18 protein-coding genes and 1 pseudogene are annotated in these 23,566 nt (G+C 38.9%); 6 read left to right on the forward strand and 13 right to left on the reverse strand.

Going from position 1 to position 23,566, the window contains the following annotated elements; all coding sequences use genetic code 11:
- Positions 1–98 precede the first annotated feature (98 nt).
- From BUA16_RS06570 to BUA16_RS06580, 3 genes are all read right to left on the reverse strand, one after another.
- Complete coding sequence (locus tag BUA16_RS06570; RefSeq protein ID WP_245795527.1) at positions 99–2,678, reverse strand: TonB-dependent receptor; 2,580 nt, start codon at positions 2,676–2,678, stop codon at positions 99–101.
- On the reverse strand, positions 2,638–3,558 hold the full coding sequence (locus tag BUA16_RS06575) for a FecR family protein (RefSeq protein WP_072763955.1): 921 nt from the start codon (positions 3,556–3,558) through the stop codon (positions 2,638–2,640). Before BUA16_RS06575 ends, BUA16_RS06570 begins: the two co-directional genes overlap by 41 nt.
- 121 nt (positions 3,559–3,679) lie before the next feature.
- Positions 3,680–4,192, reverse strand: coding sequence for an RNA polymerase sigma factor (locus BUA16_RS06580; RefSeq protein ID WP_072763956.1), 513 nt, complete (start codon positions 4,190–4,192; stop codon positions 3,680–3,682).
- A 111-nt stretch (positions 4,193–4,303) separates the two neighbouring features.
- Here BUA16_RS06580 and BUA16_RS06585 point away from each other — a divergent pair, with 111 nt between their 5' ends.
- The 6 genes from BUA16_RS06585 (at position 4,304) to BUA16_RS06610 (ending at position 12,449) form a co-directional block, all read left to right on the forward strand.
- Positions 4,304–6,043 carry a hypothetical protein gene (locus tag BUA16_RS06585; RefSeq protein WP_072763957.1) on the forward strand — a complete coding sequence of 580 codons (1,740 nt, stop codon included), beginning with the start codon at positions 4,304–4,306 and terminating at the stop codon, positions 6,041–6,043.
- Positions 6,044–6,177: 134 nt separating this feature from the next.
- Positions 6,178–7,515: a signal recognition particle protein gene (gene ffh / locus BUA16_RS06590; protein ID WP_072763958.1), complete on the forward strand. Its 1,338-nt coding sequence runs from the start codon at positions 6,178–6,180 to the stop codon at positions 7,513–7,515.
- A gap of 55 nt (positions 7,516–7,570) precedes the next feature.
- A complete protein-coding gene (locus tag BUA16_RS06595) occupies positions 7,571–8,455 on the forward strand; it encodes a bifunctional 5,10-methylenetetrahydrofolate dehydrogenase/5,10-methenyltetrahydrofolate cyclohydrolase (protein ID WP_072763959.1) in 885 nt (294 codons plus the stop codon).
- A 454-nt stretch (positions 8,456–8,909) separates the two neighbouring features.
- Entirely contained in the window at positions 8,910–10,097 is a 1,188-nt protein-coding gene (gene fabV / locus BUA16_RS06600; protein ID WP_072763960.1) for an enoyl-ACP reductase FabV, read from the forward strand.
- 515 nt (positions 10,098–10,612) lie between these two features.
- On the forward strand, positions 10,613–11,584 hold the full coding sequence (locus BUA16_RS06605) for an aldo/keto reductase (protein WP_072763961.1): 972 nt from the start codon (positions 10,613–10,615) through the stop codon (positions 11,582–11,584).
- A gap of 28 nt (positions 11,585–11,612) precedes the next feature.
- Positions 11,613–12,449 carry a sugar phosphate isomerase/epimerase family protein gene (locus BUA16_RS06610; protein ID WP_072763962.1) on the forward strand — a complete coding sequence of 279 codons (837 nt, stop codon included), beginning with the start codon at positions 11,613–11,615 and terminating at the stop codon, positions 12,447–12,449.
- Positions 12,450–12,473: 24 nt separating this feature from the next.
- Here BUA16_RS06610 and BUA16_RS06615 read toward each other — a convergent pair whose 3' ends face one another.
- The 10 genes and pseudogenes from BUA16_RS06615 to BUA16_RS18365 all read right to left on the reverse strand — a co-directional run.
- A complete protein-coding gene (locus tag BUA16_RS06615; protein WP_072763963.1) occupies positions 12,474–12,899 on the reverse strand; it encodes a VOC family protein in 426 nt (141 codons plus the stop codon).
- 116 nt (positions 12,900–13,015) lie between these two features.
- Positions 13,016–13,855 carry an alpha/beta fold hydrolase gene (locus BUA16_RS06620; protein ID WP_072763964.1) on the reverse strand — a complete coding sequence of 280 codons (840 nt, stop codon included), beginning with the start codon at positions 13,853–13,855 and terminating at the stop codon, positions 13,016–13,018.
- 42 nt (positions 13,856–13,897) lie between these two features.
- Positions 13,898–14,446, reverse strand: a complete 549-nt coding sequence (locus BUA16_RS06625; RefSeq protein WP_072763965.1) for a hypothetical protein — start codon at positions 14,444–14,446, stop codon at positions 13,898–13,900.
- A gap of 66 nt (positions 14,447–14,512) precedes the next feature.
- Entirely contained in the window at positions 14,513–16,018 is a 1,506-nt protein-coding gene (locus tag BUA16_RS06630; protein WP_072763966.1) for a helicase HerA-like domain-containing protein, read from the reverse strand.
- Positions 16,019–16,250: 232 nt separating this feature from the next.
- Complete coding sequence (locus tag BUA16_RS06635) at positions 16,251–16,820, reverse strand: hypothetical protein (protein WP_072763967.1); 570 nt, start codon at positions 16,818–16,820, stop codon at positions 16,251–16,253.
- 291 nt (positions 16,821–17,111) lie between these two features.
- On the reverse strand, positions 17,112–17,216 hold the full coding sequence (locus BUA16_RS19195) for a hypothetical protein (RefSeq protein WP_394333068.1): 105 nt from the start codon (positions 17,214–17,216) through the stop codon (positions 17,112–17,114).
- A gap of 450 nt (positions 17,217–17,666) precedes the next feature.
- A complete protein-coding gene (locus tag BUA16_RS06645) occupies positions 17,667–18,164 on the reverse strand; it encodes a VOC family protein (RefSeq protein WP_245795528.1) in 498 nt (165 codons plus the stop codon).
- A gap of 78 nt (positions 18,165–18,242) precedes the next feature.
- Positions 18,243–19,058 carry an AraC family transcriptional regulator gene (locus tag BUA16_RS06650; protein ID WP_072763968.1) on the reverse strand — a complete coding sequence of 272 codons (816 nt, stop codon included), beginning with the start codon at positions 19,056–19,058 and terminating at the stop codon, positions 18,243–18,245.
- 908 nt (positions 19,059–19,966) lie between these two features.
- Positions 19,967–23,125: a M1 family aminopeptidase gene (locus BUA16_RS06655; RefSeq protein ID WP_072763969.1), complete on the reverse strand. Its 3,159-nt coding sequence runs from the start codon at positions 23,123–23,125 to the stop codon at positions 19,967–19,969.
- A gap of 292 nt (positions 23,126–23,417) precedes the next feature.
- Positions 23,418–23,566: pseudogene (locus BUA16_RS18365) on the reverse strand (IS481 family transposase); the annotation flags it as partial.

The raw sequence follows: 23,566 nt of genomic DNA on the forward strand, positions 1-23,566 counted from the left end.
TTTTGAAGTCGGAAGTTTTGGATGGCAATATCGCAAAGCTTCCGACTTTTTATTTTAAATAGATGTTATCTGGTTTTTATAAGCATTACTATATTCTTTTAAAACTTCAACCTAAAACTAACATTTGGGGTGATCCCCAGCGAAATCCTTTCTACAGTTTCAATCTCATCGTTCTCATTGATCCGGTAATAGGTATTTAAAAGATTCCGTCTGTTCAACAGATTCAATACCGAGATGCCCATGGAAGATTTAATGCCTTTCCCGAGCGTGAAGCCGTAAACAAAAGAACTGTCTATTCGCAGGTAATCTGGTAGCCTACTGCTGTTGGGGGATTCGTAATTAATTTTGTTGGGAAAAATACCCAAGTCTATAATGTTATCCTTTTGTTGCGGTTTTGTATATGGCTTTCCCGTGTGGTAATTGGCGCCTAAACCAAATTTAAATTTTTTATAGGTATAGGTTCCAGCAAAAGTAATGGTGTGCCTTATGTCTAGATTGTTCGGGAATTTGTTGGGGCTTATATCCTTAAAGGTATAGGTATTGTCATTAAAGGAATAACTGAACCAAGTACTGTATTTATTCGTTTTTTTGTTGATTAAGAACTCTATTCCCTTTACGTCATAGCTGCCTATTTCTCCATTGAATTGGTCTTCGTTTTGGAAGCCTTGTGTTGCCGTGCTAATACCGGTTACCTCTTTATAGAAAGCTTCAATTCCTATGTACAAGCTTCTTCTATCGTAATTAAGGCCAAAGGACGCTTGTTTGCTTTTGGTGATAGGCAAGTATTTTTCGTCCGAGAGTATCCAACGACGTTTTTCTATTCCTAAGAAATTCTGTTCCAAATCTATGATTTGGTTCGTAGTCTGACTCTTGTATTCTCCCAAAATATCGGCTCTGAAAAAGGGCGCTAATAAAACATTGATATTTAATCGGGGCTCTAAAATAAATTTGGTAAAGGTGTTGAGGTTTTCTATATAATTTAAACGCGCTCCTGCACGGGCGACTAATTTTCTATTGTCGCTCTGGTAGGCCAATTCGGAAAATAGGGCATGGGTGCGGATTACCCCTTTAATATTGCTATTAAAAGGAGGTTGGGTAACATTTGCCGTGTTAGTGATACCTACTTCGTTAAATTGGTAGCCGTTTAACCAATTCAGGTTTTGCCATAGCTGGTAATGGGTGTTTAATTTAATACCGGTTTCTAAAACGAGGTTATTTTGGAATAACTGTTGGGATTCCGAGGAGGTGTTTTGGGCATCTAGGTTGTAGCGGGTATAAAAAACAGCTAATGAGCTGCCTAGTCCAGGCGTCCATTGGCTATCTAGGCTTCCCCCAAAAGATAGGTTGGTCTGGTCTAAAAGACTCTTACTTTCGCTAGTATTGGATTTTTCGGAATATTGTAAATTGTTGTCAAGGGTAATAAAATTGAGCCTTATTTTTTGTTTTTCATTGATGTCATAAAGTATTTTTCCCGTAAAATCGTAAAAGTAAAATTCTTCGTTCCTCACAATGTCTTGATCTTCTGAAGTACCGTTGTTTTCCTTGACTTCACTGTCTTGGAAAACCTTGTCAAAAAAACGGTTGTAAGTAGGGGTCTTGACAAAATCGGTGGTAGATCTTCTTGCCGAAAATTGTGCAGAAAGCTTGTTGGCAATAGGAATGTGTGCAAAGATATCACCACTGAGCAAATTAAATCCGGCTCCCCCTTCAAACGTTTTATTGACCTTATTTTTAGATTCCATGGCGATGACACTGCTGACACCGTCGCCGTATTCTACACTTGTACCATTTTTTATAATGGTTACTTTTTCGGTCAAATAAGGATTAAAGGCAGAAATCAACCCAAAAAAATGTCCGGTTTGATACATTTTAATACCGTCCCAAAGAACAAGGTTTTGGTCATTGGTACCTCCTCTGATATTGATGTCGGAGACAGTCTCGTCTACACTCTTTATGCCGGGCAGGGCCTGAATGGTCTGTAATACATCGGGTTCTATAAGTCCAGGCAAGATGCCAAATTCTTCAGTGTTTAAACTGATGCTAGCATCTTTTTGTTTGCTAAGTCCTTCTGTAAGATAGTTGTACACTATGACCTCGTTGAGTTCTTGGATGTTAGGACTCATTGTTACAGAACGGCAAGGACGTTGGGAAACATAGTCCTGGGCCTTTATATAAATGGTCTTGTAGCCAAGGTGCCTGATGGCTATATTGGCCTCTCTAGGGATTTCATGAAGGGTAAACTGTCCCTCAAAATCGCTGATCCTGCGAATGCTACTGCCCATCACTTCTACCGTAGCATTGATAAGCGGATTGTTATCACTGATATCTACTAGAAAGGCGCAAATAGTGACCAGATTACGCTTCGATAGGGTGTAGTATCGATCATTGAGTTTCTTGATTTGTAGTTGGGTCTCATTACGGATCCCTTCTAAAATGGCCTCCAAGGATACTTTTTCCGGATCAATACGAATGCTTAGCGAAGCAAGGTCCTCATCGACATAAGAGAATTTAATATTAAAATCTTTCTCTAATTGCTGGATGTATGGAATAAGCCCAATAGTGTTTTTTTGTATTTCTTGCGCCCTTCCGACCATGGAGAGAAAGAGCAGTAAACACAAAAAATAAAGACTACTGTATTTAGGGGGCTTTAGCATAAAATAGTACTTTGTTTCCTTCAAATTTAAACTTTATTTGGGAAGGAACACTAATACTCTGCAGGGCCAATTCTATATCTTGGTTGCTAAAACTACCGCTAAATAATTGCGATTCATCAATGTTTTTAGTGCTTACCTTAACATTGTACTGTCTTTGGAACTCCTCAAAAACAAATCTTAAAGGAATACTTTTAAAAGTACTTTCATTGCTGAGCCATGCCGGTTCGGTGGTAGAAGGGTGTTGGGTAGGGGTAATTTCCCCATCGATCACTAAAAAGGAGTTGCCGGCCGGCAGTTTTATTTCTTTATCCCTATAGGTTACACTGACCAAGCCTTCGTAACAACTTACCTCAAAATAGCCTTTTCTACTTTCTACATTAAATTGGGTTCCCAAGACAGCTACGGTTCCATCGGGGGTGTTAACGGAAAAACGCTTTCCTTTGGCTACCTTAAAATATGCCTCGCCACTTAGGGAAAGAGATCTTTTTTCTGCCCATTTTTCTTTGCTATACCTAATTTTAGATTCCGCATTCAGCACTACTTCAGAAGCGTCCGGTAAAACTACCTCGGCCCGTTCGGCATATTGGGTACTTATTCTTTCGTCTAAGGAGTTGTTATAAAAAAGAGCAACGCTCACCATTAATGCTACTACAGCGGCAATTCTCAAGTATTTTTTTAACGGATTTAGGGAAATAACCTTGGACCCCTCCTCTGGCACCGCCACCGTTTTTGCTTTTTTAAGATCGTTCCAAGCCTTATCCATATCAAATTTAGGGGCACTAAGACCTTTAGTGGTCTCTACTATCTTTTGATAGGTGGCATACTCCTTAGTTGCCTTAAATTTGATGACCTCTTCCTCAGAAAGTTCGTTGTTGAGCCATTTTGCTAAGTAATTTTCTTGCATGGTTTTTAGCTTTATATCAGTATAACAACTGAATAGGGCAAAACCCTACCTTGCCGTTGTTATTATTTTAGATTTTATAGTTTTAAGATAAATTCAAGTATTTTTTTACAAGAGAATCATTTTATATACCATCGATATTCTCTCTAAGGGTTTTTAGCGCCAAATGCATTCTTTTTTCAATGGCCTTTATACTTACACCTTCCATTTCCGCAATTTCGGCATATTTTTTACCGTCAATCCTATTGAGTAAAAAGGTGGTGCGTTGGAGCTCTGGTAAATTTTGTAATGCGCGATCTAGTTTTTCCTTGAATTCTTGCTCCTCCAAAATAAAATCTGGAGCTTCATGTTCTATAGGAGCGGCATATTCGGCATATTTTAGCCGTACTTTTTCTGCCTTAATCACATTTAAATATAAATTATTGGCAACATTGTATACAAAAGACTTTGCCTTTTCGGGGGCAACTTTGGAGCAGTTCTCCCAAAGCTTTACGAAGGCTTCCTGAACGGCGTCATAGGCTTTTTCTTCATTGCCAAACTTATAATAGATGTAATTATAAACGGTTTTGGAATGGGTCTTAAAGATGGAGGCATAGACTTCATCCTCACACACGTGATCATTTTTAGTAGCTTTCAATCTATTGTTGGTTTTTTATCAAAGATATTTTAAAAATAAACATAATATTGGGTAGGGTTTATTTTTACTGAGTTGTTTTAGTTATAGATAAATAATAAAATTCAAATCGTTATGAAAAAGCTGATGTCATTTTTAGTCTACTCGGGCCTGCTATTGTTGGGACTGAGTCTTAATTCGTGCCAAGAAGAATTTGAAGATTCGCCGCAAGGAGAAAATCAGGAAGCAATTTTGGCAACTTCCAATACCGCCAAATTAATCCAAAACGTTTCGTCAAAGGATGGTTCCTATGATAATATTGTAGATAAGGCAAGTTGTTTTGCCCTTAATTTCCCCTATGTGGTGAATGTAAATGGGTTGGACATTAAAGTAAATGCTAAGGCCGATTTAAAATTGATCGAGAGAATCTTGGACGAACTAGAAGACGATAACGATATTTTGGAAATTGTGTTTCCGGTAACCATTACCATGGCAGATTATAGCGAAATAACGATCAATAATCAGCAAGAACTACGAGAACAAGCAAATAAATGTATCGAAGGCGGAGACGATGATGATATTGAATGTATAGACTTTTCATACCCACTTACAGTGTATTCTTTTAATATTAACCTCCAAAAAACCAATTCGGTTACGGTACAAAACGATCTGCAATTGAGACGTTTTTTTAAGGGGTTAAATGACAACTCCATGATCAGTTTCGATTTTCCATTGGCTTTAACCTTGTACGATGGCACTGAAATAAATGTTGCTAACAATGCTGAACTTGCCGATGCGATAGAAATGGCGAAAGATGCATGTGACGAGGATGATGATGACGATTATAACGATGACGATTTTTCTCAAGAGGAATTAGAAGAATACCTGGTAAAATGTCCATGGCTGATCAAAGAAATTAAAAGAGATGGTCAAAACCAAACAGATCAGTATTTTGAGTATGTAATGAACTTTAAACCAGATGGTAGCGTAGTAGTGAAAGATAGGCTAGGCAACAATTTAATGGGGACATGGACTACCAAAGTAGGTAATCATAGCGTTTTATTGAAGCTGGAGTTTGAGGTGCTGACAGATTTTACCCTAGAGTGGTTTGTATACGATTTGGAAGATGGAAAAATAAAATTGTTCTCTGGGGAGGGGAATAAGATTATTATGAGAAACGCCTGCGATATTGTAGACAACAAGCCCGATACCCTTAGAGAAGTATTGAAGGAATGTAGTTGGATCATTAGGAAAGTGAAAAAGGATGGGGAAGAAATAGACAGGCTTTTAGGGTACGAGTTTAAATTTATGGCCGAAGGGGCCGTTACCTTAAGCAATGGTACAAACACTTCCGAAGGAACTTGGGCTATTACTTCCAATGCACAGGGACGCTTAATCATGGACATAACTATGGGGCAAGAGCCCGGCGTAAATTTCTCTTGGCCGTTGTCCGATCTTAGAGACAAGCGATTGAAATTTGAGGTAGGCGATTTTGAACTCATCTTGGAAAGAAATTGTAATAACGATGAGGACGACGACGATGTGATGGAGATTCGCGATATCTTAAAGGACGGGAGTTGGATGGTAGCCCAGTATAAGGACGATGGGATAGATAAAACGGCCGCCTATGCAAACTTTGGATTTTCCTTTGCCGCCAATGCGTTGGTAAGAACTACCAATAGTGGGGTTTCTGGGGTAAGTGGCTTATGGCGAGTGATTAGAAATAGTGACGGAGAATTGAAATGTTACCTAAATTTTGGATTGGATGTTTCCTTAAGGAATTTATCGGACCGTTGGAGTATTACAGTGGTAAGTGACTCCAGAATAGAATTGAAAAATGGTTTGGATGATATTTTAGTCTTCGAAAAAGAATAAATTTCCCCCAAATTCAATTAAAAGGGCAATTTCTTATAGAAGTTGCCCTTTTTACATTTATATTTTCGATCTCAAAGTTCACACTTCCCGTACTTATTCTTAAATTTGCACATTCCTGATAATAAAGTAAGACTATGTTCGATAATTTAAGTGAAAAGTTAGATAAGGCACTACATGTTCTAAAAGGGCATGGGCAAATCACCGAAATAAATGTGGCCGAGACCTTGAAAGAGGTTCGTAGGGCATTATTAGATGCGGATGTTAACTTTAAAATAGCCAAGGAGTTTACCAATACGGTAAAGGAGAAGGCTTTAGGCCAAGACGTACTTACCTCGTTGCAGCCGGGCCAATTAATGGTAAAACTGGTCAAGGACGAGCTTACCCAATTAATGGGAGGTGATGTCGAAGGCATCAATCTATCAGGGGCGCCTTCTATAATCTTAATGTCGGGGCTTCAAGGTTCTGGTAAGACCACCTTTTCAGGGAAGTTGGCCAATTTCCTTCAAACTAAAAAATCTAAAAAAGCCTTATTGGTAGCTTGTGATGTCTATCGTCCTGCAGCAATCGATCAGTTGCATGTGGTAGGTGAGCAAATCGGAGTAGAGGTTTTCTCGGATAGGGGAAATACCGATCCGGTAGCGATTTCCAAGGCAGGTATTGCCCATGCAAAAGCTAATGGCTTTAATGTGGTGATCATAGATACCGCGGGTCGTTTGGCCGTGGATGAACAAATGATGAACGAGATTGCCAATATCCATAAGGCAATCGAGCCGCAAGAAACCTTGTTCGTAGTAGATTCTATGACGGGGCAAGATGCCGTAAATACAGCAAAAGCCTTTAACGATGTCCTTAATTTTGATGGGGTCATCCTAACAAAATTAGATGGGGATACCCGTGGTGGAGCAGCGATATCTATTAAATCGGTCGTAAATAAACCGATTAAATTTATCGGTACCGGTGAAAAAATGGATGCCATTGACGTGTTCTACCCTTCGCGTATGGCCGATCGAATTTTGGGCATGGGAGATGTTGTTTCTTTGGTAGAACGTGCCCAAGAGCAGTTCGATGAAGAAGAAGCCCGTAAAATACAAAAGAAGATTGCCAAAAATAAATTTGGTTTTGATGACTTCTTAAGTCAGATTCAGCAGATTAAAAAAATGGGTAGTCTTAAAGATCTTATGGGGATGATTCCTGGTGCCGGAAAAGCACTAAAAGGCTTGGATATCGAAGATGATGCTTTTAAACATATAGAAGCCATTATCTATTCCATGACGCCAGATGAAAGAGCTAATCCTACAAAATTAAATGCCAGTAGAAAAAAACGTATTGCCAAAGGTAGCGGTAGAACCATTCAGGAAATCAACCAATTGCTGAAACAATTCGACCAAATGAGCAAGATGATGAAAATGATGCAAGGCGGTGGCGGCAAAAAAATGATGCAGATGATGGGGGCAATGAAAGGGATGAAATAAGCCTTTGCAACAAGTATAAGTAGGGAGTATATTAGGGAATAGAATATAGATAGAAATGGAATTACTAGACGGTAAAAAAGTATCAAATCAGATTAAAACGGAAATTGCCGCTGAGGTGGCTAAAATGCGCGACCGTGGCGAAAAAGTACCGCATTTGGCTGCTGTTATAGTCGGAAGCGACGGAGCTAGCCTTACCTATGTGGGGAGTAAAGTAAGGTCTTGCCAGCAAATAGGCTTCGAATCTACCTTGGTGCAATTGCCAAGTACCACTTCCGAACAGGAATTGTTGAAGAAGATCGAAGAACTGAACCAAGATGCTGATATCGATGGTTTTATCGTACAATTGCCATTGCCAGAGCAAATTAACGAGCAACGCGTTCTTTTGGCCATAGATCCAGATAAGGATGTAGACGGATTTCATCCTACCAATTTTGGTAAAATGGCCCTGGATATGAGTACTTTTATCCCAGCAACGCCATTCGGAATTTTGGAATTGTTAGAACGCTATAAAGTAGAAACTCAAGGGAAACACACCGTCGTAATTGGTAGAAGCCATATCGTTGGTAGACCAATGAGTATTCTAATGGGAAGAAAAGGATGGCCAGGAAACTCTACGGTAACCTTAACCCATAGCCATACAAAAAATATCACCCAGATCATATCACAAGCAGATATCGTTATCTCTGCCTTGGGAGTGCCTAACTTTTTAAAGGCAGAAATGGTGAAAGACGGCGCTGTAATTATCGATGTTGGTATTACCCGTGTTCCAGATGAAACTAAAGAAAAAGGATATTATATTACTGGAGATGTCGATTTTGAAAACGTCAGTAAAAAAGCCTCTTTTATAACCCCGGTACCTGGTGGGGTAGGGCCAATGACGATTGCCATGCTCTTAAAAAATACCTTGTTGGCAAGAGAACGTCACAGAAGTAAAAAATAAAAACGAAAGCCCCGTTTTAAATGGGGCTTTTTTTATGCCTAATTCTAAAGGTCGCCCTAGGGCAAAAATTAGAAAACAATGGTGCTGGAATCAGGTAAAGGGGAGAAGGGAACCACAACGGTAAGGCTTGCAGGGTTATTTTCCGGTTTTGTCCTACCGATTAAAACAAGGAAAGTACCATTGTTTAGAAGCGTATTAAAGAGGAATTAGAAAGAAAAAAATAAAGAAGTATTATCCCTAAAAGCAAACTTTTTGTTAGGGGATTTCGTTCTTAAAAGAGTTGGTATATAGATGTTTATAGGGCGTTTCCTAAATTTTTTATAACGCAATTTTAGCAACGGTCACTTTCTCTTTTAAAACTTTTATATATCTTCGATATTTGGTAGCAAAAAATATAATGGGTACTTGTAGCAACTCCTAGGATGGTACAGGGCCAAAAACAGAAAATTACAAGATGATAATAGAGCCTAGAACACGTGGATTTATTTGTTTAACCGCTCATCCTAAAGGGTGTGAGCAGAATGTAATCAATCAAATTGACTATATAAAATCTAAAGGAGCTATAGACGGTCCTAAAAAAGTGTTGGTTATTGGCGCTTCTACCGGATTTGGTTTGGCATCAAGGATAACAAGCGCTTTTGGTGCCAATGCGTCAACAATTGGTGTGTATTTTGAAAAACCACCATCAGAAGGTAGACCAGCGTCTCCAGGATGGTACAACACAGCCGCTTTTGAAACGCAGGCCCATAAAGAAGGACTATATGCTAAAAGTATCAACGGAGATGCTTTTTCAAATGAAATTAAAAGACAGACCCTAGACTTAATAAAAGAAGATCTAGGACAGGTAGATTTAGTGATCTATAGCTTGGCCTCTCCGGTAAGAACACATCCAGATACAGGGGTGAAGTATAAATCGGTACTAAAGCCTATAGGCGATACTTTTCAAAATAAAACAGTCGATTTCCATACAGGAAAAGTAACAGAGGTTAGTATAGCTCCTGCAGAAGGCGACGATATAGAGAATACCGTGGCCGTAATGGGCGGGGAAGATTGGAAAATGTGGATCGATGCCTTAAAAGCAGAAGGTTTGTTGGCGCCAGATTTCAATACGGTAGCCTATTCTTATATAGGGCCATCATTGACGGAAGCTGTCTATAGAAAAGGTACCATTGGTCGTGCCAAGGACCATTTAGAAGCGACGGCATTCGATATCACCGATACCCTTAAAGACGTTAACGGTAAGGCATATGTTTCTGTAAACAAAGCGTTGGTTACCCAGGCCAGTTCTGCCATTCCTGTGATTCCTTTGTACATTTCGTTGCTTTATAAGGTGATGAAAGAAATGGGGATTCATGAAGGTTGTATAGAGCAGATCCAGCGTTTGTTTAGCGATCGTTTATACGCAGATACTATCGCTACCGATGAGCAGGGAAGAATCCGTATTGACGATTGGGAAATGCGCGATGATGTTCAGGCCAAAGTAGCCGAATTATGGGAAGAGGCAACTACCGAAACTTTGCCAGAGATAGGCGATTTAAAAGGCTACGATACTGATTTCTTTAATTTATTCGGCTTTAAAGTGCCTGGAGTGGATTATGATGCAGATGTCAACGAAGTAGTGGCTATCCCTGGATTGCAGTAAAAGCAGCTTATAGACGTTTTTGTCCATAAGCCCGTCCGTAATGACAATATTTTAAAAGCTCCCTTTTGGGGGCTTTTTTCGGTTTTATGGCATAGGAGGTATAGGGGGTGTAGTGCGTAGGGCTACGCCATTTAAATTGGTTGTTTCCCCTGTCATACTGCTTTGGGCGTTCCCTCCTTCGGCGGGCGGGCCCTTGGCTATATCCCTTGCTGCGCTGCGGGGATGCCGCCGCGGTCCCTAACGCGGAATAACGGCAGCATAGGGCAACCGAACAATGTTTTAGTCAGACGGTTTCAAATAAGCACGACCGAAAACTGGTCTCAAAAATGAATCAATGCATCACTGTAATTTTTTCTTTTACCTATGGTCCTTGCTTGGCGCTATAATTACTCCTACTGGCCAATAGAAACTAAAGATTATTTCCTACATTTAAGAACTGAGGTACTAAAGGCATCATAGCCTTCGATATGCTCATAACAAAAGGAGGGAGCCATAAAAAACCGTTGTAAATAAAGATGAAGCAAAGAATATTTGGAAGAACCCAATGGAAGATCGGAGAGATTGGATATGGAATGTGGGGAATGGGAAGTTGGACAAAGTCGGACGACCTTTTGTCTGCGAATTCCTTGGATTTGGCGGTAGAAAATGGCGTGAATTTTTTTGATACGGCATGGGCATATGGGCATGGACATAGCGAAAGCTTATTAGGGGACTTGCTTAAAAGATACCCTCACAAAAAATTATATGCGGCCAGTAAAATTCCGGCAAAAAACTTTCAATGGCCCGCAAAACCCGAATATCGTTTTGAGGACTCTTATCCTACCGTACATGTAAAGGAGTATACAGAAAAGACTCTTAAGAACTTGGGCGTAGAACAAATAGATCTTATGCAATTTCACACCTGGGACGATAGTTGGTCAGATAGGGAAGAGTGGCAAAGGGCTATAGAAGACCTAAGGGCAGCAGGTAAAATAGCGGCCATGGGACTCAGTGTAAACCGCTGGGAGCCCGAAAATGGCATCAAGGCCCTAAAAACGGGGCACTTCGATGCGGTTCAGGTCATATACAATATTTTTGATCAGGCGCCAGAAGATGCCCTTTTTCCCTTGTGTGAAGCCCTGGATATTGCTATAATAGCCCGTGTTCCGTTCGATGAAGGTACCTTGACAGGAGCGATCACCAAAGAAACTACCTTTGCAGAAGGAGATTGGCGAGGGAGTTATTTTGTTCCCGAAAATTTAATCTCCAGTGCCGAAAAAGCCGATTTGTTGAGGCCCCTAGTCCCAGAAGGGATGACGATGGCCGAAATGGCCCTTAGGTTTATAACCATGAATACATCGGTGAGTACCATTATCCCAGGGATGCGGAAACAACGCAATGTTTTAATGAATACTGCATTGAGCGACGGAAAGGGATTGCCTGCCGAACTGTATCGGGAATTAAAAGGACATCGATGGGACCGGGTGCCTACCTCTTGGTCCCAATAACCTATAAAGTATCATAAAATAACAGCCAATGACCACACGAAAAGATTTTTTAATCCAAACGGGCCTGCTAGCGGCAGGTACTGTTTTATTGCCTTCTTTTACCATGTTGCCCAATAATCAGGAAAATAACTTAGGGGTTCAATTGTATACCTTTAGAAATGAGATGGCCGCCGATGCCGTTGGAACATTAAAAAAAATAGCGGCCTTAGGGATCAAACAGATAGAAACGGCCTTGAGCCATAACGGACGCTATTACGGCTTACAGCCCAAGGAAATGAAGAAGGTCTGTGAAGACCTTGGGCTGACCCTAAGAAGCGGCCATGTGGCCTTAGACGACCAATGGCAGCAATCCATGGACGAGGCAGCGGAATCTGGACAAGAGTACTTGCTTTGTTCTTCCCTGCCCTTTAAAGGCCAAACTATTTCCAATTATAAAAGAGTGGCAGAAGCTTTTAATAAGGCCGGGGAAGAGTGTAAAAAACGCAACCTGAAATTTGGGTACCATAACCACGACTACGAATTTGATACCCATAAGGGAAAGGTATTGTACGACCTACTGCTAGATAATACGCAGCCCGATTTGGTGTATATGGAATTAGATCTAGGATGGGTCGTGGTAGCCGGTAAAGATCCGATAGATTATTTTGAAAGATACGAAGGCCGCTTTCCGTTATGGCACCTTAAGGATATGGATATGACCAAAAAAGAAAGTACCGAATTTGGAAAGGGAGGCTTGGATATCCCTAAAATGTTGCGCCATAAAAAAGCTTCGGGATTACAATATATATTTATAGAACAAGAAGAATACAGTAGTACTCCCTTTGAAAGTATGGCCCATAATATGGCCTTTATGAAAAATATGTAAGGATAATAAATAAGAAAAGGGCAGTTATTTTGCAAATAACTGTCCCATATCTTTAAAGGCCTTGAATTCGAGGGCATTTCCTGCTGGGTCCAAAAAAAACATGGTGGCCTGTTCTCCAACTTCTCCTTGAAAGCGAATATAAGGGGCTATTACAAATGCGACCCCTTTACTTTTTAGCGATTGTGAAAAAGTTTCGAAAGTATCCCATGGCAATACTACACCATAATGAGGAACTGGTACCTCCTTTCCATCGACAGGGTTGGCATATAAGGGTTGGTCTTGGCTCTTGGGCTTATAATGAATGACCAATTGATGGCCAAACAAATTGAAATCGACCCAATGCTCACTGCTCCTGCCTTCTTTACAATTAAGAATATCTCTATAAAAGCGACGGCATTCTGCCAGATTATGGACAGGTATCGCAATATGAAAAGGAGTTAAAGCAGCCATAGATTAGGTGTTTTTAAGGGTACATTAGAAAATCAAAATAGGGCTCCGAAAGAGGCCGTATTCTTATTAAAAATACTTTATTTTTTAAAATAAATCCTCTATAAAACGGTAAAAGTCTAAACTTTTAAAAATTCTAGGATCTGTTGGTTTACATGCTCTTGGTGCAGGGAATGTCCCAAGCCTGTAGTTTTGATCAGGGTGCTGTTTTTCCAACTTTTATGAAGTCGTTCCGAAGCGCTGAAAGGCGCAATGGTGTCGTGTTCATCATGTATGATCAATCCGGGCTTGGTAAAGGTAGCCGCGTATTTGGAAGTGGAGAAATCGTGGATCCTAATATTAAAATTGTCAAAAAAGTAGTTGTCCAGCCCCGTTAGAACCTTGTCGTTAAATCGCAATAGGTTTTGGTAATGTTCCATCAGCTCTGAGAGTTCTGCAGGTGCCCCCAGGGATACTATTTTTTCAATGGACGAGTGCGGGTGTAGGTATTGGTTGTAGATGGTGGTGAGTCCGCCCATAGAATGACCGATCATATACGATGGATTAAAAAGATCGATCAGTTGCTGGGCGCTCTTGGAATAGGTGAGCACATTCATTTTATTGCCTTCCGAATACCCATGGCCGGGGGCATCAAAAGCGATGATGTTGTAATCTTTCTCTTGGAGTTTTTCGATAAGCAGGCGCCACCGAAAGGCATTGCTCTCCCAACCGTGCAGTAATAAGACGGTCTCCTTGGAGCCTTGCCAGTGGTAGGTTTGTACTCCTAGCTTGTTTACGTATATTTTGTCGCTAAGGGCCCTATTTAAAAAATCGGCCTGACTGGGCAGTACCCTTCCTTTTCTGGGAGTGCTGAATAAATCGAACGCTTTTTGGGCCGCTGTTTTCTCCGAAAATTGAGCGAGTACATTAAAGTAGCCCCCATAAGCCAGTGGCAATAATTTGTTGATATAACGTTTCATCTTTAGTCCTTACAATACACCTTGTAATTGGATGGGAAACGATTATTCCCATCCAACCATGATATATTTTATTTTGGCATTGTCTGGAATTTGGACTGCTTCGATACTAGTATTGCTATACTGTAAATTGGCAGGAAGTTCCTTTTTCTCTATGGTAAAATACGCGTCAGAATCTTTTAGGAAAACAACAATATTATTCATAGAAGTCACTATTTTTTTAATCTCGTGCTTGTCCCTAATATCCTTAAAAGTACTGTTGAGGCCTACCCCTTGTTCGGTTTTAAAACGCGGGTCAAAAATGCGGACAATATCAACCTTTTGGATACTATCGGTAGTGGGAGTAATAGAGAGTAAATGTTTGCCACCCTTTTCATACACTTGGATTTTTTGGGTGCGTACCCCAATATTGGTAAAAATGGTATCCTTAACGATAGAATCCGAAGCGTAAATATTGTCAAATTCGTCTACAATGGAGAATTTGTTAAGCCTGCCTACATGGTCCTTGGCAATTAGAAATTTATCCTTATCAGAAGTACATTGAATAAATAATAAGGAGGCCAAAACCAAGGAGAAGGTTATAATTTTTGTCATTTGTTAAGTAGGTAAAATTGTTATACTGTTGGTTGTTTCATTTCTATTGTGGGCTAAAGTAATAAATTACCGCATTACTTTTTTCAATACGCCCAATACACCTCTAATAAATGTGGCGCTGGTCAGCACTTTAATAATCGGATTTTGTCTCGTACTGGTTCTTCTGCTTGTGGTTTTTCGACTTGGGCTGTCTTTTTCCTTTTCGGCCATTTTTTCGGCCCTATCTATTTTTTCATTCAAGATTTCATAGGCACTTTCGCGATCTATAGTTTCATTGTATTTAGAAACTAGTTTAGAGCGGTCTATAACAGCTTTCAGTTCTTGGTCGGTCAATACATCCATACGGCTCATAGGGGCCCTTAGCATGGTTGCTGCCAAGGGGGTGGGCCTTCCTTTCTCGTCCAAGGCCGAAATTAGGGCCTCCCCGATACCTAGGGATGTTAAGACCTCCTTGGTGTCGTAGTATTCGGAAATAGGGTAGTTTTCGGCAGTTAATTTTATCGCTTTTCGGTCTTTGGCCGTAAAAGCTCTTAAGGCATGCTGTACCTTTAATCCCAATTGCGACAGTACGGCATCAGGAACATCGGTAGGGTTTTGGGTAACAAAATAGAGTCCAATGCCTTTAGAGCGTATTAGTTTTACAATACTCTCTATTTGGTCTAATAACGCTTTGGAGGCTTCTTTAAAAATTAAATGGGCCTCATCTATAAAGAGCACCAACTCTGGTCTGTCGCTATCTCCCTGTTCCGGAAAAGTAGCATAGATTTCTGCCAATAGGCTTAGCATAAAGGTAGAGAATAGTTTGGGCCTGTCTTGTATGTCGGTGAGCCTAAGAATATTGATAATGCCCATACCATTTTCGTCTATACGGGTTAAATCTTCAACATCAAAGGACTTTTCGCCAAAGAAGAGTTCGGCGCCTTGCTGTTCCAATTCTATAATTTTTCTTAGAATAGTCCCAGTAGAACTGGTAGAAATACGCCCGTAGCTATCGGTAAATTCTTTTTTGCCCTCTCCGGTAGCGTATTGCAGTACCTTTTTAAAATCTTTTAAATCCAATAAGGGCAAATGGTTGTCGTCGCAATATTTAAAAACGACCGCTACAATACCCTCCTGGGTTACCGAAAGATTTAAAATTCGGGATAGCAATATGGGGCCAAATTCAGATACCGTCGCTCGTAGTTTTACACCTTCTTGTTCCGAGAGCGAGAGTATTTCTACGGGAAAACTTTTTGCGGTAAAAGGTAGTCCAATTTTGGCATGCCGTTCCTCAATCTTGGCGTGTCCGGGACTCGGTTGTGCCAAGCCGCTGAGATCGCCTTTTAAATCCATCAACAAAACAGGAATCCCCTTCTCGGATAAATTTTCGGCAATTACCTGTAGGGTTTTGGTTTTGCCCGTACCGGTAGCTCCCGCAATAAGTCCGTGCCTGTTAAGGGTTTTTAAAGGAATTTTTACAAAGGCATTGGTGATGGTTTCCTCATTTAATATTGCCGACCCCATTGTGATAAAGTCGCCTTTGGTGCTATATCCTTCTTCTATATGCTTTATGAATTGGTCTTTAGTATTCATTGAGATCTATATTTATTATAAAAATAGACTAATATTATTCAAAGTAAAACAGATCTGCATAGGAATCCTCCTTAATTTCCTTTTTTTAAAAATTCAAGAATCTTGGAGGAATCCATAAAACTTCGCAACTAAAGAGGAATCCCCATAGTACTGAAAACCGGTCTCGGTTCTGTGAACAATCCCTATATATTTGGCCCTACCGACCATATGAAGTCTTAGTTATTATAACAGGTTATTTTTTGTTGTTCAAGGGAAGTGTAATTCCAACTGCAAATGCTCCAGTATACTGTTCAACTGACGGTTGAAAATAATAAGCAAATCCTAAATCGACATTATTGTTTTTCCCCAATTCAAGTCCAAATGAAAAAGGTATATGATAAATAATTCCGCTTTTGTCAATATCATTAAATGCTGTCAATGTTTCAAATTTTCCAATTGAAGTTCCTATTCCAATTTCTGCGTATGGTGCCACCAAAGGAATAGGCGCACGCACTCTTATTTTTCCACCAAGTAAAAAGGCTTTTGATTCCGCTTTTTCATCAGTCGGATTGTCATTTAGGTCTTTTCCATTTGAGCTTGTCAAAATGAAGCCTGCATACGGTCTAAATTCAACCCAAGAAGCAGCTTTCAGAACTAGTTCCCCTTGTGCAAAAAAACCATTATCAGCTATTTCGTCAACACTGTTGTATGGCACACTAATTCCATATCCGATTTGGGCATTTATTGATTTTTCTTTAATAAACTGTGCTTCGGTTAAATTTGAAGTCAGAACTATTAATAATAATATAAGTGTTTTATTCATGTGTTATTCAGCTAGTTAATGCATTCTCTTTGTTGGGAAAGTTCGTATATAGAACTCATAAGAGGTAAATATAAGCAGAAAAACACTGTACCACTTTTATATACCCCCTCCTTAATTATTTATAAGTAATTCCCCAGACTATCAGACGCTACTTCCAATTAAAAATTATAGCTATAGAAGGACAAGGGATCCGTCAACAAAATATTCAGCCCTGGCCTATCGGCGGGCCAAATACTTCTTAATTATTGTACTTAGTGCTTTTTTTAATATTTCAATCAATTTTGTATCTACCTATACATTTTCTCTTCCAATTTTTTGAGAAGTTAATATTCCAATTTCTTCCATTTTTTTAAAATATCTTGAAGCATCTTTCCTCTCAACGTTTAATCTTTCCACAACAAAACCCAACGCGGGATACAAGATTTGGCAAATTTGCTAAACCTAAAGATTCGTGGTTGGGTCTAGTATTACGGAAAGATAAGCTGTAGGCGCTTGCATCCAGTATTCTATTATCTGCACAATCGTATGATCAGATGGCTATTGAACAAGTATAAAAGCTTCAAAGGAAGCAAGGTCAAAGCCGTAAAATGGCTTAGGTTTATTATAAAGTCATATCCAAATCTATTCTATCATTGGGAATTGGGATGCCAACAGGTCTACCTATTTAGACCATACCGACTGTATGACAAGAGCCGTATGAATCGAGAGGTTCACCTACGATGCCTTGAGATTTGAATCAGAAATAATATATAAATTAATTAATAATTATGTTGTTGAAAAGAGGGGGGCTAAGGGAGACTCCCCTTTACCTACTCGACTGTGCGTTCGCTCTTTTCCTTTTCTTATTTAGTTTGGAGAGTTAAGAGCCATTTTGTTTCCTTCCGAGTCAAGGAATATAGCAAAGTACCCACTATCGTCGGCATGAGCTGTTTTAGATATTATGATTTGCCCTCCATTTTTTTCTACTCTATCAAGGACTATCTGGAGATTTTCTCCTGCGTTTAAGTATATAATAACTCCATCCGCGGATGGCTTGTACCCTTCTGCCTGAATTATCACACCTGTTATCATTTGTCCTTCATAAGGTAATATTCCCATTTGCATTCCTTCTACATCCATTTTTTCTATTTTGATGTCTAACAATGCCTGATAAAAATTAATTGCCCGTGAAATATCCGTAGCTGGAATTTCAAACATTGAAATGTAACTGTTCATATCTTTTTTCTTTGAATTTGTTATAGTGTCTTTTGCGACTAGTTCAGAATTTGTCTTATCCGAATTGTTGCACGAAACAAAACATATTACAGAAACCATTGAAGCTAAAATTATTCCTTTGACTGTCATTGATGTGTCAATCTTAATTGAAGTACAAAATTGCAGGTAGATTGGAAGTTATAATAGTAGAAATGCGACATTATAAGCTTATTTGTAGAAGAGTGCAGATAGAGCCATATGTTCATTGTCTAAAAACTCTTTTGGCGTAATCCCGACAAAGTTTTTAAAATCTTTAATGAAGTGATTTTGGTCGAAATATTCACTCTCGTAAGCAATGTTTGTCAGTGTTTCTGATTTTTTGTTGAGCATCAGATTTAAAGTTGCTTGCAGTCTAATGGCTTTGCCCAACTGTTTTGGGCTTATGCCAATTTGTTTTTTAAAGTGCCTTTCAATCTGTCTTCTTTTTGAAATGTCATCTTTCAAGAGAGCCTTTATGGGGGTCGTTCCATTTGTCTTGAGAAGAGTAGCAACGGTTGATTTTACGATACTACTGATCGTATTTTTTTCATTTAGTTTTTTCAGAAGAAAAGCATCAATAATATCTATTCTTTCTTGAGTGTCACTTGCCTGAACCATTTGTTGCTCTAAATCATAGGCTTCTGTTTGTTCTAAAAGATCTGAAATTGGTATTTCCTTGTCAACCAATTTATCAAGAGGTGTCTTTACGAAGTTTGCAAATCCAATAGGATAGAAACAGATTGCGAAAGTGTCAACGTGACCAACCGGCAAAATGTAATACGATTTAGTTCTCTGGCCCATTACCATTGCATCAGGATGAAGGATGAAGTCGTTTTCCGAAGTGTATCTTTTAATCTTGTCGCCAAAATTGAAAGTCATTTCTATACAGCCATCAGGAACTATTTTTTGCTTTTTATTTTTTGGGTCAAAAGGCACTTCCAAAGTCCAATAAAATTTGACTAAAGATTCTAAGTCTACATGTGGTTTATATGTCTGATAGTTCATCTATGTAGTCTGTTTCCTTGAGTGACGCACAACGTTCTTGTGTATGATTTGGCAAGGTTTGACCAGTTTTGTGCCTTTGGCGGACTATAAATATAGACAAAACCCAGAATAAAACACCAAAAGCCCGCATTACTTATAGGTACTGTGTGTGCCCAGTATGGGCATCTTTACCATATCTAAGATATAATATTAATTTAGAGGGTGCAAGTCCCTTATAGGCAGGGGTAACCCTTAGACTCAGGACAGGCTAAACAGGAACCAGATATAAGGCTGTAAGGATGGATGAGCAAGCACAGTTTACTGTGAAGTCCGAAACACATTTAAGCGATGATCAAATTAGTAGATGCAACAAGGATCGGGTGAAACCACGCTTTTCGGCCTGGCCGGAAAGATGTCATTACCTGGAGGGAGGAGGGCTAAGAAAATGTCCAGTGCACATTTTTAGTGAACGAGCCAGCCGGCGTGTGATGTAATTACGTGTTGATAAAACGGGGAAGTAACGCTGAAGACGTTATTTTCAATCAGTCGAGGTCTAGTGCCAACGCGAAACGAATTGCATAAAACTGCACAGGTCTCAAAAGTGGGGAAGGGCTGAAAGCAGTCCTTTTGGAAATTGCGATGGGAGCATTGATTTTCACTTATTGGGTGACCGATTCCCAAGAATAGCTGTAGTCTTTCGAAAAAGTACAGAATAGTTTTCATTGGAGTAAAGAGCGATTTTGGGAAGGTAGGCTGCGAACCGCTGTATGCGGGAGTCGCTTGGCCTGTCCCGAAAGAAGGCGAAGGGTACGGTGGTGTGCTTATGTACTTTGCTTAAATAATTGGGAATTCGTGAATGCTTAGGCATCTGAGAGGCGCAGTTTGTTTCTATTTAGGGGCGGATATGCTTACTCCTATGGCAACAGTTTTTACTCGAACATTGTTTTAATTTTTTGCTCAAATTTTGTATCGCTGACCTTTAGGATTTCTTTTAGTAGATCAGTTGAAGTTGGTTTTGCATTTGGATATTTATGTTTGATTAAAAAAGATTTTAATGCAAAATTCAACCGCTCTTCTCCAATCAATTCACTTAATTCTACGAAAACTATTGCTCCTTTGGAATAAGAAACAAAAGCATTGTTTTTAGTAGCTTTCAATAAAGAATGGTCTTCATTAAAACCTTTTGCAGCATCATAGATCTGCTGGTGAATGGCGACTCGTTCTAGCATTTTGTCTTTGCTGTACTTTTTTTTGTAAATCATCATTTCAGTATACATTGCCAAACTTTCAGTCAACATTGCATAACCTTCTCGATAATCAGGGTCAATCTGGTTTGTGCCCCACCAAAAATGCGCCACTTCATGCCCTGCCAATTCATTTATGACATCTTCGTTCTGACTGCCTTCTATTTTAGCATTAAACGTCATATTTTCTGTCATAAAAATCACCCCTGGATAAGCCGTTCCATTAAAGCCCTGTGTAAACGAAGAAATTTCAGCAAATTTAACCGAGGAATAAGGGTAAGGTCCAAAGTTTTCGGTGCAATAATCCAATGAAAGTTTTGTGTTTTCGATGAGTTGGTTCACATTGTTTGCGTGTAAGGGGTGATATAAAACTTCAATGGAAATCCCGTTGTGTTGGACTTTTTGAACTTTGTAGCTGGCAGAAGAAACAGCAAAACGAAAAGGAATGGCAATTGCCTGGTACTGGTAATAATTCCTATTTACGTCTTGCCATTGCTTCTTTAATTCTCCCGTACCAACGACAATCTGATTTTTAACTGTTGAAATCTGCATGTCTAAACGAATAAAATCATCGGTATCGGTTTTTGGAGCTCCCAGCGACTTTATTTTAGTTTCTTCTCCCAATGCATATTTTTTTCGAATATTTTTATCTGAAATTTCATTGGAGGCATCGTAGCCAAATTGAGGAAAATAACGACTAATTCGCATAAACGAACCATTCTCCACTATAGTATTAAGGCTATTGTGACCATTAACAGGATGCCATTTATAGGCCAATTCAAATTCCAGTTTTGCCGAATCCTGTGGTTGTAGAGATTGTCCTAAATTTAATTCCGAAATGGAACGGTCCAATTTCAGCACCTCATTTTTATTAAAAAACACGAGCGATTTGATTTCAAATTCTTTTGGAATAGTTAGAAGAAAAGAGTCAATAGCTTGGTTATGTGTATTTACAAGCCAATATTTCCCCTTGATAACGTAAGCCTGCTCTTTAGGAAATAAATCGATTTGAGTTTTTACCGTTTTAATAGTAGGTTGTGGATGGCCTTGGTATTTTCGGTAGTTTTTTTCGTAGGTCACTTTTTCCAGAATAGCAGATTCCTTGTCTTTTGGCAAGTATCCTTCCAAGAAATGATAACTGCTAACAAGGGCAATTGATCCACAAATGATTATTGGTGCAATTTTGTTATTTCTTTTGCCGGTAGTTTTGATTAAATGAGAAATTAAAATTAGAAGGCCAATGAGAGAAAACCCAAAAATTAGCCGCCATAAAAACATCTTAAGGTAAGAACCATATGCTATATAATCACTATATGTGCCTCCGTAGCCCGATAAAAATCTAAACAATGGATTGGAAATGATATATTTTGAAATTGGCGCAACAAATATCAAAAATAGTAAGATTGAGAGCCCTAAAGCAACCTGCTTGTTCCTACTTTTACTATTACAAAAAAGCAGTGTAAAAGAAAGAAGAATAAGAGGTAGCGTATTAAAAACAAAAACACCTATATACGCCTTCCAGTCAAAATACAAATATTTATAAATAAGTTGAAAAATTATAGCTTCCAATAGCATTAAACCAGTAAGAAAAAGAATCAATACTAACATACTTATACTATGTCCCAGTAATCTTTCTCTCGCATAATAGGTTGTGTCTTGGATAATAGCGAACTTGGTCGCATGAGATCGCCAAAATACATCATTCGAAAAATAAATAACTACCAATGCTCCTATAAAATAAAATGTTCCATTAATAGTTTGAGCCAATAATCCTGAACTGGCGTATTGTTGTGGTAACCTAATCCCCATATCAATATCGCCATACATTTCCACACCAACATAAAATAAGAGCAATATTGATACAGTAATAAGAGGTATACTTTTAAACAAATAGATAAGATCGATCTTCACAAAGGAAAATAGCGCTTTCTGTTTTGTTTTTGAATTAAATAAAGTGCTTGCTGTAGTAAATGGAGTATCTAAGATTTTGGCCTCTAATAAAGTTTTATCCTTTTTAGATTTTTGTTTGAAAACTGGTAAAAAAGAGAATGAACGAATGCCCCAAATTACCATAATCAATGAGAGAAGAATAACAAGTAAGCGATTCAGCAAAAGAAAATTGGCAAAAGAAACAATACTATTGTTTCTTTGAAAAACATCTAAGTCTTTGGCTTCATAAAAATAAGCCGAAAGCCCAAAAATATCAGTTAGGGCAGATATTTTTTGAGCTAATAAAGACTGTGGTAGGGATTGCGCCATAAATGGTGCGTTGGAAAATATCAACACAATCATATACATGATATAGAGCATTACACCTACAATAGTTACGAATAATTTATTCTGAAATTTTTTAGCACTAAAAAAGAGGATGCTGCATATAACTAAACTATTGATCATTCCAAAAACAATAAAAGGATAAACAAAATGCCATAGATCAAAATTGGAATGCATTTCGGCATAGTATTGAACGTACAGCCCTAATATATATCCAAGGATTAAAACAAAAAAGCTTACTACTGTAAGAAAATAGAATGATAAGAATCGGGCTAGGGCAAATTGACTTTTCTCAATAGGTGTTGTGAAAATAATCAAACCAAAATCAGTATCCTCTTCCTTAAATAGAGTTGAAAAAGCCAATAGTGTTGCTATCAAAATAATAATCAGACTCAATAAGCCTGTCATAAAGCCAATGGAATACGGTGCATTGGCCGTGATTCCGTCGCCGACATTAATATTAAACTTATAGCCTGTAAAAAAACCGAGTACTAAATAAACTAACAAAGAAAAAGTAGTCGTTGTTTGTTTTAGCGAGGTATGTATGTCGTTGAGCAAAACCGTTTTCATTTTATACCATTTGAATGGGTGAAGTAAGCGTGCTCCAAATTGGGTGATACAGCTTGAAATCCGGTTGGGCAGTTATCCGCATAAACGGTTATGTTGTAATAGCTACGATTTCGTCTGACAGTTAAGAGTTTTTTTAGGCATTTTGACTCTTGGAATAATTTTGGTTTAGGGGCTCGTTTGGAGCCCCCTGACCATTCCAGTCGTCGGACAGGTTATTCCTGACAGGTTGGTCTCCACCAGAGCCTGTTTCCGCTTTACCTGCCTCTAATAAAGGTACAATTTTATCGGATTGTAAATCCAACATTTTTTCATCAGCCAAATATTTGCTGTCCAGTAGGGTCTGCATCGGTGTTTTTCCAAAACAGTGCTTTCCTGTGTGGGTTCTTTCATTATTGTAATACTGCAACCAGCCATCCAGATCTACCTGTATTTCTTCAATGG

Origin of the sequence: Arenibacter nanhaiticus, assembly GCF_900141935.1 — a bacterium.
Taxonomy (GTDB): Bacteria; Bacteroidota; Bacteroidia; order Flavobacteriales; family Flavobacteriaceae; genus Arenibacter; species Arenibacter nanhaiticus.